The sequence below is a fragment of the Stenotrophomonas sp. ATs4 genome (assembly GCF_051861585.1).
GTDB classification, from domain to species: domain Bacteria; phylum Pseudomonadota; class Gammaproteobacteria; order Xanthomonadales; family Xanthomonadaceae; genus Stenotrophomonas; species Stenotrophomonas maltophilia_AS.
Window position 1 is genome coordinate 38,885 of record NZ_JBLYPK010000011.1, and the last position, 12,388, is coordinate 51,272.

General features: G+C 66.7%; 14 protein-coding genes. 7 read left to right on the forward strand and 7 right to left on the reverse strand.

Annotated elements, in window-relative coordinates; all coding sequences use genetic code 11:
- The first annotated feature begins 33 nt into the window (after positions 1 to 33).
- Positions 34 to 234 carry a hypothetical protein gene (locus ABR323_RS18435; protein WP_439450339.1) on the forward strand — a complete coding sequence of 67 codons (201 nt, stop codon included), beginning with the start codon at positions 34 to 36 and terminating at the stop codon, positions 232 to 234.
- 75 nt (positions 235 to 309) lie between these two features.
- Here the strand turns inward: ABR323_RS18435 and ABR323_RS18440 are convergent, their stop codons facing one another.
- Positions 310 to 933 (reverse strand): TetR/AcrR family transcriptional regulator, encoded by a 624-nt coding sequence (locus tag ABR323_RS18440; RefSeq protein WP_135275218.1) that lies wholly within the window; start codon positions 931 to 933, stop codon positions 310 to 312.
- A 121-nt stretch (positions 934 to 1,054) separates the two neighbouring features.
- Between ABR323_RS18440 and trxA the strand changes: the two genes are divergently transcribed.
- Together trxA and ABR323_RS18450 are read left to right on the forward strand one after the other, a co-directional pair.
- A complete protein-coding gene (trxA, locus tag ABR323_RS18445; protein WP_439450340.1) occupies positions 1,055 to 1,375 on the forward strand; it encodes a thioredoxin in 321 nt (106 codons plus the stop codon).
- A 63-nt stretch (positions 1,376 to 1,438) separates the two neighbouring features.
- Entirely contained in the window at positions 1,439 to 1,789 is a 351-nt protein-coding gene (locus ABR323_RS18450; protein ID WP_439450341.1) for a VOC family protein, read from the forward strand.
- 15 nt (positions 1,790 to 1,804) lie between these two features.
- On the opposite strand, the gene ABR323_RS18455 is transcribed toward ABR323_RS18450, so the two are convergent.
- Entirely contained in the window at positions 1,805 to 2,425 is a 621-nt protein-coding gene (locus ABR323_RS18455) for a TetR/AcrR family transcriptional regulator (protein ID WP_439450342.1), read from the reverse strand.
- Between the two features lie 126 nt (positions 2,426 to 2,551).
- On the opposite strand from ABR323_RS18455, the gene ABR323_RS18460 reads away from it, so the two are divergent.
- Positions 2,552 to 4,024, forward strand: a complete 1,473-nt coding sequence (locus ABR323_RS18460) for an MFS transporter (protein ID WP_439450343.1) — start codon at positions 2,552 to 2,554, stop codon at positions 4,022 to 4,024.
- 13 nt (positions 4,025 to 4,037) lie between these two features.
- On the opposite strand, the gene ABR323_RS18465 is transcribed toward ABR323_RS18460, so the two are convergent.
- The 4 genes from ABR323_RS18465 to ABR323_RS18480 all read right to left on the reverse strand — a co-directional run bounded on the left by ABR323_RS18465 (position 4,038) and on the right by ABR323_RS18480 (position 7,007).
- Positions 4,038 to 4,337, reverse strand: coding sequence for a KGG domain-containing protein (locus tag ABR323_RS18465; RefSeq protein WP_135275214.1), 300 nt, complete (start codon positions 4,335 to 4,337; stop codon positions 4,038 to 4,040).
- Positions 4,338 to 4,472: 135 nt separating this feature from the next.
- Positions 4,473 to 5,147 carry a CerR family C-terminal domain-containing protein gene (locus tag ABR323_RS18470; protein ID WP_135275213.1) on the reverse strand — a complete coding sequence of 225 codons (675 nt, stop codon included), beginning with the start codon at positions 5,145 to 5,147 and terminating at the stop codon, positions 4,473 to 4,475.
- Positions 5,140 to 6,396, reverse strand: a complete 1,257-nt coding sequence (locus ABR323_RS18475) for a M24 family metallopeptidase (RefSeq protein WP_135275212.1) — start codon at positions 6,394 to 6,396, stop codon at positions 5,140 to 5,142. The genes ABR323_RS18470 and ABR323_RS18475 overlap by 8 nt, the downstream gene beginning before the upstream one ends.
- 131 nt (positions 6,397 to 6,527) lie before the next feature.
- Positions 6,528 to 7,007 (reverse strand): MarR family winged helix-turn-helix transcriptional regulator, encoded by a 480-nt coding sequence (locus tag ABR323_RS18480; protein WP_439450344.1) that lies wholly within the window; start codon positions 7,005 to 7,007, stop codon positions 6,528 to 6,530.
- Between the two features lie 50 nt (positions 7,008 to 7,057).
- Here ABR323_RS18480 and ABR323_RS18485 point away from each other — a divergent pair, with 50 nt between their 5' ends.
- The 3 genes from ABR323_RS18485 (at position 7,058) to ABR323_RS18495 (ending at position 11,702) form a co-directional block, all read left to right on the forward strand.
- Positions 7,058 to 7,969, forward strand: a complete 912-nt coding sequence (locus ABR323_RS18485; RefSeq protein ID WP_439450345.1) for a S41 family peptidase — start codon at positions 7,058 to 7,060, stop codon at positions 7,967 to 7,969.
- A 98-nt stretch (positions 7,970 to 8,067) separates the two neighbouring features.
- On the forward strand, positions 8,068 to 8,961 hold the full coding sequence (locus ABR323_RS18490) for an NAD-dependent epimerase/dehydratase family protein (RefSeq protein WP_439450346.1): 894 nt from the start codon (positions 8,068 to 8,070) through the stop codon (positions 8,959 to 8,961).
- A gap of 209 nt (positions 8,962 to 9,170) precedes the next feature.
- Positions 9,171 to 11,702, forward strand: coding sequence for a methyl-accepting chemotaxis protein (locus tag ABR323_RS18495; protein ID WP_439450347.1), 2,532 nt, complete (start codon positions 9,171 to 9,173; stop codon positions 11,700 to 11,702).
- Between the two features lie 96 nt (positions 11,703 to 11,798).
- Here the strand turns inward: ABR323_RS18495 and ABR323_RS18500 are convergent, their stop codons facing one another.
- On the reverse strand, positions 11,799 to 12,185 hold the full coding sequence (locus ABR323_RS18500) for a DUF2628 domain-containing protein (RefSeq protein WP_439450348.1): 387 nt from the start codon (positions 12,183 to 12,185) through the stop codon (positions 11,799 to 11,801).
- Positions 12,186 to 12,388 lie beyond the last annotated feature (203 nt).

Genomic DNA, 12,388 nt, shown 5'->3' on the forward strand with positions numbered 1-12,388 from the left:
TGGGCTCACCAGGCTTATCAAGGAGTGATGGCGATGCGTGTTATCCGGAAGGTGGTTGCGGTGGCAGTCTTCGCGCTGGCGTGTACCGGTTCGGTGGCGGTGGCAGGACCCGTCGAGCCCTGCGACAAGCCGTGCTGGCGGGCTTACCAGATGTGTCTGGCCAGTGGTGCTGATGCCGGCGAATGCCAGCAGGCATACAACACTTGCGTGGTTGATCTGTGCATGGGCGTGTGAGTCGCGCCATGTGAGCCGTGCATGGGGCCCCGTCACCGACGGGGCTCTTCTGTTTCAGCGCGACGGATGCCTGCGTCAGTGCTGGCGCGCGGCGCGCAGTGCATTGCAGTCCCAGATCGCCATCAGCGCATCCACGGCTGCATGCAGCTCGGTGGCACGGCGCCCATCCCGGGCCTGGATGGCGATGCCCTTGAGGAACACGTCGAAGGCGGTGGCCAGCGCGGTGCAGTCCACGTCCGGGCACAGCTCGCCCACATCACGCCCGGCCTGCACGCAGGCGGTGATGGCCTGGCTGGTCTGCCGACGCGCCTGCTCGACCTGTGCGGCGATGTCCTCATGGCCTTCGAAACAGTTCAGGCCGGACAGTACCGCCATGCAGCCGCGCGGGCGGCTGCGCGAGGTCTGTGCGGTCACAGCCGCATGCAGGGTGCGCCGCATCGCTTCACGTGGGCCGTCGGTGGTGTCCGCCAGCAGGGTGGCCAACTGGCCGCAGGACTGCATGTAGAGCGACAGGCATTCGCCGAACAACGCCTCCTTGGAGCCGAATGCCGCATAGAAGCTGGCAGGGGAAAGCCCTCCCAGCGCGCTGCGCAGGTCGTTGAGCGTGGTGGCCTCGTAGCCGCGTTCCCAGAACAACAGCATCGCCTGTTCCACAGCGTCGTCGCGGTCGAATTCGCGGGGGCGGCCAGTGCGCGCCATGAGTTAGCCAGGGTAGGGGGAATGACTTAAAGACTAGTCATTCCAGAATTCATTGACAAGTCAGCCGGTGGCGCTCAACTTATGGAACGTACATTCCATAACTGATGCAGGGAGCTTGAACATGATCAGCCAGTTGACCAGCGGCAACTTCGACATGGCCGTACGCAACGCGCCGGGCGTGCACGTGATCCGTTTCTGGGCCGAGTGGTGCCACCCGTGCCGGGTGATGCAGCCGATGTTCGAGCAGGCGGCGAATGAGTTGAACAGGCTGGTTCATTTCGCCGAGGTGAACATCGACGAATCGCCGGCGCTGGCCAACGAGTTCGGCGTGATGAGCATTCCGACCATGGTGGTGGTGCGCGATGGCAAGCCGGTGGCCCGCACCGTTGGCGCGTTGCCGAAGAGCGCGATCACCCAGCTTGCGATGAGCCATCTGGGCTGAGCACGCTTGCAGCCCATGCACGCAGCGGCGAGGATGGGGAATCGCGCATCGGACCCGCTACACATGGCTGTCAAACGTATCGTCGCCAACATCGCCACGCCCGATCCGTCGCGCGCGGCAGCGTTCTATGGCGATCTGCTGGGCATGCCGGTGGTGATGGACCACGGTTGGATCATCACCCACGGCGGAGCGGGCAGCGCGCTGGCCCAGGTCAGCTTTGCCAGCGAAGGCGGCTCTGGCACTGCGGTACCGGACCTGTCGATTGAAGTGGACAACCTGCAGGAGGTGCTGGACCGCATGTGCGCAGCGGGCATCCCGTTGGAGTACGGCCCGGCAGATGAGCCCTGGGGTGTGCGCCGCTTCTACGTCCGCGATCCGTTCGGACGGCTGCTGAACATCCTGGCCCACGCATGAGCGGTAGAAGGTTCGTCAGCGGCGTTTGGCACCGGTCGGTGGCACGCCGACCATGCGCAGGCAATCGGCTTCCACCGCGCCGATGAAGGCATCGGCATCCTGTGCCGGTGTGGCGATCAGATCGTCGGTGGCGCCGTGTACGCCGGCATAGATCAATGAGGCGGTGACCTGCGGCGCTGGAAGCTGCCACAGTCCAGCGGCGTTGCCAGCTTCGAGGATGCCCAGCAGCTGCTGCTGGATGGCATTGCGCTCGGCATTGCCGCGCTGATGGTGATGATGGTTGGCATACACCACATCGTGCAGTGCGTAGGTGCGCACGTAGAGTTCGATGTTGGCGCGGATCCAAGCGCGCAGGCGTGCTATGCCATCGCCGGCGGGGTGCCGCTGCACGGCCTGGTCGACCGCTTCCATGAACTGCCGCGTGTAGCGTTGTGCCAGCGCCTGCAGGATCTCGGTGCGCGAGGCGAAGTAGGTATAGAAGGTGCCCTTGGCCACGTCGGCCGCGGCGACGATGTCGCTGATGGTGGTGGCGTCTACCCCCTTTGACAGGAACAGTGCCTGCGCGGCGTCCATCAGTTCTTCCTGACGGGTTTCCGCGGGCTTGGTACGAGGCCTGGCGACAGCTGGGGTCTGCATGTGGGCGGGGGTCCGGGTGCGACGGTCGTCATTCTAGCCGCCCTTTTGATCTGACTGACCGTCGGTCATTGACCGACGGTCAGTCAATGGCTACGATGCGCGCACATCCTCTCCCGGGGTCCGTACATGCACCGCTTCCAACGGCCGGCCCTCGTGCTGGCGGCCTATCTCGGCACATTCCTCGCCTCGCTGGACATCAGCATCGTCAATGTGGCGCTGCCGACCCTGCAGCAGGCACTGCAGACCGACATGGCCGGCCTGCAATGGGTGATCAACGCCTACGCGATCGCGCTGTCGGCGCTGATGCTGTCGGCGGGGCCGCTCGGGGATCGTTACGGCCATCGGCGGATGTGGCTGCTCAGCGTCGCCACCTTCACCCTGGGGTCGCTGCTGTGCGCCTGCGCCGGCAATCTTCCGACCCTGGTGGCCGGGCGCGCGGTGCAGGGCATGGCGGGGGCATTGTTGATTCCCAGTGCGATGCCGATCCTCAGCCACGCGTTTCCCGATCCGCGCCAACGTGCGCGCGCAATCGGTGGCTGGTCGGCATTCAGTGCGCTGGCCCTGGTACTTGGCCCATTGCTCGGTGGCGTGCTGGTGCAGCGCGCCGGTTGGCCGAGCATCTTCCTGATCAACCTGCCACTGGGCCTGCTGGCGCTCCTGCTGGGGGCCTGGGGTATTCCCGAGCGGCGGCATCCACAGCACGCCGCGTTGGATCCGGCCGGGCAACTGCTCAGCATCATCGCACTGGCCGCACTCAGTTACGGCCTGATCGCGATCGGCGAGCACGGCCTTCTTGCGCCACTGACCCTGTCGGCCCTGGGCATCGCCGGTGCCGGCCTGATCGTGTTCGGAATCGTCGAACGTCGCGTCGCGCGGCCGTTGCTGCCCCTGGACCTGTTTGTCGATCGGCGCTTCGGCATGCTCAACCTGGCCTCGTTCGTGTTGGGTTTCACGGCCTACGCAAGCCTGTTCTTCCTGTCATTGTTCTTCCAGCAGGCGCAGGGCCACAACGCGGCGTTGGCCGGCTCGCAGCTGGTTCCCCAGTTCCTGTTGATGGGCGTCGTCTCGCTGCTGTTCGGTCGTCTGGTCGCGCACCTTGGGTTGCATGTCGCGCTGGTACTGGGCTACGCCCTGAGTGGAATGGCGCTGTGCGCAATGGCGACGTTCGAACCGACCACCTCGCCCGGATATGCCAGTACTTTGCTGATGCTGCTGGGCATTGGAATGGGATTGGCGGTGCCCGCGACCGGCATGGCGGTCATGGCCAGCGTGCCGACCGAGCGCGCGGGAATCGCTTCCGCAACGATGAACGCGCTGCGCCAGGCTGGCATGAGTCTGGGAATCGCGCTGCTCGGCAGCCTGATGAGCCTGCGTGCGGTGCAGCGGCTCGCAGCTTCCGCGCATGTCGAAGGCCAGGAGGGGCTCGCTGCACAGGCGCGCGAACTGATCCTGCAACCGACCCCACTGGACTCGACGCCGGAACTGCTGGCGTGGTACCGCAACGCGATGGCCAGCGGCTTTGGTTGGGCCATGGCCGTGGCCGGCGCGCTGGCCCTGCTTGCGGCCTTCGGCCTGTATCGGCAGCGCGCCCCGGTCTGACGGCAAAGCGTTCTCATCCCTGCTGGCGTTGCGGATCCTCTGCCGCGCGCTCGTCCTGCTGCTGTTGCTCCTGCCGCGCATTGGCGTGGCGTGCGTGTCCCCCTTCGCGGCCGATCGCAGCCATGTGTTCGCGGTTGCGGCTGATCGCTTCGCCGCCCTTGCGGCCTGCAACGCGCGCTTCGGCCGGACTGAATTCATGTGCGTTGCCGGAGGCATGCGCGGCGCGTCCTCCCTTGGCCGCAATCGCGCGCTGCTTGTCCTCGTCCATCGAGGCGAAGCCCCGGTTGGAGCTGCGGGGGGTCTGATCAGCCATGTGACGTCTCCTGCTGTATGGACGCCGCCGTCGTCGGCGACAGTGTCCATGCTTGGTCATCGCACGCTAAGTCCAGGTCGCCATCCTCGTGAAGGTCTTCACGCGGCCTGCGCACGCAATTGATGGCACGGCCATTCAGGCCGGTGGCGCCTTTGCCGCAGCCAGTGCCATGCCACTGACCACCGCCGCGATCATCTCCACCTCAAGCGCGGGCGCTCCTTCCTTCAGCCGCGTCTGCAGAGCGCCGTGGGAGACGGCGAAGACGATGGCCTGGCCGAGCAGGGCATGGGTACGCAGCAGCGTTTCCATGCTGGTTGCATCACTGCCTCGCAGGCGCGCCACGCACTCGGCCAGCGCGGCATGCAGGGGCTCGAACAGCGCGCGGTGCGCGCTGGCGAACGCGGCCGTCGGTTGGATCTGTTCGCGCGCCAACAGCAGCGTTCGTGGGCCCGCATCCGGCGCCGACAGCAACGCGTGGACGAAGGCCCGCATCAACTGCTGCAGCTGCTGCGTGGCCTGGCGCGCGCCGGTTGGCGGTGCAGCCGGCAGCGGGAGTCGTTCGGCAATGGCCTGGGCGCAGCGCTCCAGCACGGCGGCGTACAGTTCCTGCTTGCCGCCGAAGTGATACGGGATGGCCGATTGGCTGCAGCCGGCGATGTCCACCAGCTGGCGGGTGCGCACGCCTTCCACGCCGAGCGCGCTGAACAGCTGCAGCCCGGCCTGCAGCAGCCGGGCCCGGGTCTGGCTGCTGCGCGTCTCGGCCGCACGTTGCCGTGCCGGTGTCTGCAGGTGGGCGATGAACTCAGGCATCGGCCCGCATCAGCCAGGTCGAGTTTTCGTTGAGCGCTGCACCTGCGTGCTCGCCGACGATGACCGTACCGCCGATGTTGGCCATGTGCCGGCCGAACGCGCAGTTCGGCTCGAAGGCAAAGCACATGCCGGCCTGCAGGGGCAGCTCGCGCCCGACCGTCGGCAGCGGCGCGATGTGCGCATAGCGGGCCGCTTCCGGCAGCGCTTCGATGCCCGGCGCGCGGCCGAAGCCGATGGGGCCATAGGGGTTGAGGCTGTGGACCAACGGGTGCACATGCCAGCCGCCCGCCTCCAGCAGGGGCGCTTCCATCGCGTCGACGACATCGCCGAAGGTGTTGCCCACGCGCAGTGCGGACACGCCTGCCTCATAGCTGGCCCGGGCTACAACGGCGGCGCGGTGGATGTCCTCGTGCACCTCGCCGATGGCAACGGCGGCCTGGTGCTGGGTCTCCATCAGTCCATACAGCGCGAAGATCTCCGACAGCACCAGGTCGCCGTCGCGCAGGATGCGTGGTGGCTGTGCACGGTACTGCCAGGCGGGTGGTCCCCAGCCCACATATTCCGGACCCGAGCCGAGCAGCACTTCGGCGGTATAGCCCCCCAGCGAGAAACAGGTGGCGGTCACCGCAGCAACCAGTTCGGCTTCGGAAACACCTGGGCGAGCAGTGGCACGCAGTGCTTCGCTCATCGATTCGCCGATCCAGGCGGCATGCGCGATCAGTGCCAGTTCCTCCTCGCTCTTCACCGAGGCGCGCTGGAAGAACGCGCGGTAGACCGGTACGAACGCCGCGCCGGGCACAGCCGCCTGCATGCCCTGCAGGGTGCGTGCGGGCATCGCACCGTCGAAGTAGAACGGCGGGTAGGGCTCCAGGCCGAGCACGCCGATACGTGCCGAATGCAGGCCACACTGCTGCAGCCAGCGGCCAACCTCGTGGCCGGATTTGCCAACCCACAGCTGTTCGGGCGAGATCCACTGCAGGTCGCCACGCAGGCCGGCCTGCAGATGGTCGGCGATCATCAGCGAGGCGAAGGTGAACACACGCGGGACTGCGTCACCCACGAACACCACGATCGAGCCGGGCCGGTCATTGGTGAAGTAGCAGTCTGGCGAGAAGCCTGCCGGTGCGGCGGCTTCCCGATCGCCATGCACGACCAGCGCATCGAGGTGTTCGCTGGCCATGATGTCGCGGGCGAGGGCCCAGCGGCGGTCGCGTTCAGCCAGGGTGAGCGGTGCCGGTGGCGTGCGCATGAGGAGTGCTCCAGGGGGGAAGGAGCGCGCAGGCTCGATCACGCAGATGAATGAATCAACCGCTTGAAACGGCGGTGATCACCTGCTGGCGTGGATGCAGCGGAAAGGGACGTTTGTGCAGGGGCGCTGGATCAGCTGCGGCGTTGTTGGGGCGCCGCGGCCTCGTGCAGGCGCTGCGCGAAGGAGCGCTGTGCCAGTGCCTGCAACGCCTCACGCAGGACATCTTCCAGTGGCTGTCCGAGGTCGGCATCGAGGCTGCGTGCAGCGCGTGCGGTGGCCTGCCACTGCGCTTGCAGTGCCGGCAGCGCCTGCAGTGCATGCGGGCTCAACTGCAGAATGCGTTCGCGGCTGTCTTCGCCGACGGCGGTGTGCAGCCAGCCGTCACGGACCATCGCCGACACCGTCTGGCTGAGCGCGGAATGGCTGAGCCCGCAGGCCAGCGCCAGGTCCTTGATACGGCAGGGGCCCTGCGCCATCAGCGTGCGCAGCACCGGTGTATAGCGCGGCCGATAGTCGAGCTGAAGATCGCGATAGGCCTGCTCGACCGCCGGGTCCAGCTGATCAAGCAGGGCGCGCAGCAGGCTACCCAGGGTGGCGCGTTGGAGATCCATGATCGGGATGATATATAAGTGCTTACATATCATCAATCCGGGGGTGGGGCATGGCGGTTTCGTGGATGCTTGGCGCACTGCTGGCGGCGTCCTGCCCGGCACAGGACGCTGTGCTGGAGGCGGCGGCCACGGCGATACAGGCGCAGTACCTGGACGCAGCGGAAGGCGCCCGCATCGCCGATGCCCTGCGTGGTTGGTCAAACGAGCAGCGCTACGCTGATACCTGCGCGGATCCGAAGGCCTTCAGTGCGCGCCTGAACCAGGACCTGGACCACTTCGATGGCCATTTCCACGTCGAGCGGGTGGATGCCAGCGCCGGTCAGGACGATTGGCTGATGGCCTGGCGTGCGGACGCCCGCCGCAACGGTGCCGGCGTGCGCGAGGTCAGGGTTCTCGAGGGCAATATCGGCTACATGCGCCTGAGTACTTTCTATCCGCTCGATCTGGCACGGCCCAGGCTGGCCGCTGCCTTCGCCCTGCTGGCCGATACCGATGGCCTGGTGCTGGACCTGCGCCAGAACGGCGGCGGTGACGATGGCAGCGCCGACCTGCTGGTGCGTACCTTGCTGGAGGCCAGCATCACCCAGGTGCAGGCACTGGAGCAGCGTGGTCGACGCACTCCGGTGCGGTTGCCACCGGCGAGCCTGCCGGCGTACCTGAAGCCGCTGGTGGTGCTGATCGACCGCCGCACCGGCTCGGCCGCTGAATTCGTCGCCTACTCGCTGCAGGCGTTGGCGCGCGCACGCATCGTCGGCAGCCGCAGTGGCGGTGCCGCACATATGTTCGATGATTCTGTCCTGCTGCCGGACGGCTATCAGATCAGCATTCCGGACCGGCAGCCGATCAATCTGCGTACCGGCGGCAACTGGGAGCGCACCGGTGTCACACCTGATGTCAGCGGTGGTGACGATCCACTGTTCGTCGCACGGCAGTTGCTGGCCACGCCTGCGTCGTCAAGATGAACGCACCATTGCAAGCATGTCCTATCGCAGAGGACATGCTGCATGCCTAGAATCAAATCATCCCGGTAGTTCCCGGGCGCTTCGAGTGAATGGACTCAATGAAGATTCTGTTGACCGGCAGTTCCGGGCGGATCGGGCGCGCGATCTTCGGCGCGTTGGCCGCTGCCCATGAAGTGGTAGGGCTGGATCGCAGCCCATTTGCAACGACGCGCATCATCGCCGATGTCACCGATCACCCGGCTGTCGCGCGCGCGGTGCAGGGCGTCGACGCAGTGATCCACACCGCCGCCCTGCATGCGCCGCATGTGGGCCTGGTGCCGGATGCGGTGTTCCAGCAGATCAACGTGGACGCAACCCGGCATCTGCTGGCGGCAGCCCGCGAGGCGGGCGCCCGTCGTTTCGTGCTGACCAGTACCACTGCGTTGTACGGCCATGCGGTGGTGGCCGGTGGATGCCGCTGGATCGATGAAGACACCGAACCGCTGCCGCGCACCATCTACCACCGCAGCAAACTGCAGGCCGAGGCGCTGGCCGAAGCAGCGGCAACCACGGACTTCAGCGTACGTGTGCTGCGCATGGGCCGCTGCTTTCCCGAACCGCCCGAGCGCATGGCGATGTTCCGCCTGCATCGCGGCATCGACGCACGTGACGTTGCCAGTGCGCATGCGGCGCTGCTGCTGGATCAGGGTGACGCGTTCGCGCGCTACCTCGCCTGTGCGCCGACGCCGTTCCGGCGCGAGGATTGCCTGGAGCTGGCAACCCAGCCGCGCAGGGTGCTGGCCCGGCGTGCGCCGCAGCTGCTGGCCGAGTTCGAGCGCCGGGGCTGGCCGTTGCCGCTGAGCATCGACCGCGTCTACGACAGCGCCCGCATCCGCAGCGTACTGGGCTGGCAGCCGCGGTTCGGCCCCGATGAGGTGCTGCAGCAGTACGCTGCCGGCAGCATCGAGGTGTTGCCGAGGGCCGAGTGGATCAAGGACCGCGTGGCCGAATGAGACGGTAGGTGACAGCTGCCTGAGCTGTCCCTGAGCGCGTTCAGGAATGTGCGAGCGGGTTGCCTCAACCTCGTTGGCGGGCGGCCGCTAACCCGGTGCGCTTCCTGCGCTGGGCCCGGCCCGGCGACCGGTGGCCTGCGCGATGGATCGCGCGCCTGCGCGGTGCCCTCGCGGTGCCGGTCGTCCTGAACTGCCTTGCGGATCCTTCCATGCCTTCTTCCCGCTCCGCCGCCGCCCGCCGCCCGGGCAGCATCGCCCACAAGCTGATGCTTGGCACCGCCGTGATCGCGTTGCTGTGCTTCGGCCTGACCGCGTTCCTTATCTATCGCCAGGCCAGTGCCAGCCTGGTCAACGCCTCGCGCCAGACCATGGCCAGCGAGGCCACCGCCGAGGCACGCCAGGTCTCGGCCGATCTGGGCACGGCCTTCGCCAGCAACGACGCCATGGTCGAAACCGTGCTCGCCCAGCGCGCACGCGGCGATGTTCCGGATCGTGCCAGCCTGGCCGCCGTGCTCGGCGAGCAGCTGCGCACCCATCCCGAGTGGCTGGGCAAGAGCACCATGTGGGAGGCCGATGCCTTCGACGGCAAGGACGCCGAATTCGTCAACACCGAAGCGCACGATGCCACCGGTCGCTACATGAGCTACTGGGCCTGGCACGACGGCAAGCCGCAGCAGTCGACGATGACCGACTACACCGAAACCGCCAGCGGGTCCGGTGACTGGTACATGGCGCCCAGCCGCGACAAGCTGCCGAAGGTCAGCGAGCCCTATGCCTACGACATCGCTGGCCAGCAGGTGCTGATGAGCACGCTGAGCACACCGATCATCGAAGACGGCACGTTCCTCGGCGTGTTCACCGTCGACTTCTCGCTGGCCGCGCTGCAGAAGCACCTGGCCACGCTGAAGCCGATGGGCGCCGGCCGGGTCGAACTGCTCTCGCCCAATGGCGTGGTGCTGGCCTCGGCCAATGCCAGCGAAATCGGCAAGCCGCGCGGCGATGCGCTGACCCGCAGCATGCTGGCCGACATCGCCGCCGACCGCCGGTTCGAAGCCTTCACCCCCGACGCGGCCGGCAACGTGCGCGTGTACGTACCGCTGCGCGTGGGCGATGCCCCGCAGCGCTTCGCGTTGGGCGTGGTGGTGCCGCATTCGGTGATCGTGGCTGAAGCGCGCCAGCTGCTGTGGCTGACCCTGCTGGTTGGCGTGGTTGCCGCCCTGACCCTCAGTGCAGGTGTCTACGTGCTGCTGCGCCGGCTGGCGATCCGGCCGCTGGCCGAAGCGGTGCGCGTGGCCGGCGATGTCGCCGCCGGCAAGCTGGACAGTACCCTGCCAGCGCGCAGCAATGACGAAGTTGGCCGCGTGCTGGACGCGATGCAGGACATGCGGGGGCAGTTGCAGTCGGTGATGGCCGCGCAGGCGGAGATGGCCCGTCGCCACGATGCCGGCGAGATCAGCTACCGCATGGACGCCGCTGCGTTCCCGGGCGAGTACGGTCGGATGGTGGCCGACAGCAACCAGCTGGTTGCGTCCAGCAATGCGGTTACCCAGCGTCTGGTCGAGGTGATGCAGCGCTATGCGGTGGGTGACCTCAGCGTGGACATGGAAGCGTTGCCGGGCGAGAAGGCGGTGTTCAGCGCTGCGATGGCCACCACCAAGGGCAATCTGGCGGCGATCAACGATCAGATCCAGCAACTGGCGGCCGCCGCTGCTGCCGGTGACTTCGCGGTGCGTGGCGACGCCCTGCGCTTCGACCATGACTTCCGCCGCATGGTGGAAACCCTCAATACCATGATGCAGGTCAGTGACCACAACCTGGCCGAACTGTCGACGCTGCTGCGCGCGATCGCCGCAGGCGACCTCTGCGCGCGCATGCAGGGCGACTTCCACGGCGTGTTCGCGGTGATGCGCGACGATGCCAACAGCACCGTGCAGCAGCTGACCGGAATCGTCGGCCAGATCCAGCAGTCTGCGGCCAGCATCCGCCTGGCCGCCGGTGAGATTGCTGCGGGCAACAGTGACCTGTCGCGTCGCACCGAACAGCAGGCTGCGAACCTGGAAGAAACAGCTGCTTCGATGGAAGAGCTGACCTCCACCGTACGCCAGAATGCCGACCACGCGCTGCAGGCCAACACCCTGGCCGGTTCCGCAGCGGGTGTGGCCAGCGAAGGTGGACAGGTGGTCAGCCAGGTGGTGCAGACCATGGAGCAGATCGAGGCCTCCTCGCAGCGCATTGCCGAGATCATTTCGGTGATCGATGGCATTGCGTTCCAGACCAACATCCTGGCGTTGAACGCGGCGGTGGAAGCGGCACGTGCCGGTGAGCAGGGCCGTGGCTTCGCGGTGGTCGCCAGCGAAGTGCGCGCGCTGGCACAGCGTTCGGCTGGCGCGGCCAAGGAGATCAAGGGGTTGATTGACGCCTCGGTGGCGCAGGTCGGTGCCGGTGCGCAGCTGGTGCATGGCGCGGGCCGCACCATGCAGGAGATCGTCGGCCAGGTCGGACGGGTCAACGAGATCATGGCCGAAATCTCGGCGGCTTCGCGCGAGCAGTCGGCCGGCATCGAGCAGGTCAACCAGACCGTGGTGCAGATGGACGAGACCACCCAGCAGAACGCCGCACTGGTGGAAGAAGCCAGTGCGGCCGCACGTGCGATGGAGGAACAGGCCGAGCAGCTGGCGGTGGCGGTGTCGCGCTTCCGCCTGCAGGCCGAGGCGGTGACCACGGCACGCCGCGCGGCCTGAACCGCGCTATTGGAAAACGACGACGCCCGGGCAATGCCGGGCGTCGTCGTTTCTGTGCGTGGGTGTGCCGGCCCCGTTGCCGGCACCGCCCGTGGCTTAGAACATGCCTTCGAAGGGATTCCAGCTGGCTTTGCCCTTCGCCTGCTCCAGGTAGTAGCTGTAGTTGGTGCTGGCGGCGACCAGGAAGTTCATGGCGATGAACAGTGGACGTGCGACGACATCCGGCAGGAACAGGGAGACGATGCCCAGCACGATGCCGATGCCGATCACCACCAGCGCCTTGCGCCACATGCCCAGAATGAACAGGTAGATGAAGCCGAAGAAGAAGGCGAAGAAATTGATGTTGATCTTGAGGCGGTCGCCGAAGGACAGCGCCTTCCAGGCTTCCTTGAAACGCGGCTCCTTCGGAGCGCCATGCTGCTGGAAGAAGTTGAAGCGGAACTGCCACTTCGGGCTGAAGTGGGAGAGGTCGACTGCGTTCATTGACGATTACGTCCTTGTAGGAAAACGATTACATGATACGAGGCCGCCGGTTCAGGAAACTACTCTCCGCCGTCAAAAATGTGACGCGCCTTGCATGTGCAGGGCTGCGGCGGGGCGTCGCGCCGTCACCCACCCGCCTTGTTTTTAGGATACGGTGCGCAGTTCCGCTACCGCCCCAGCTGAATCCGGGCGGCGGCGGGATG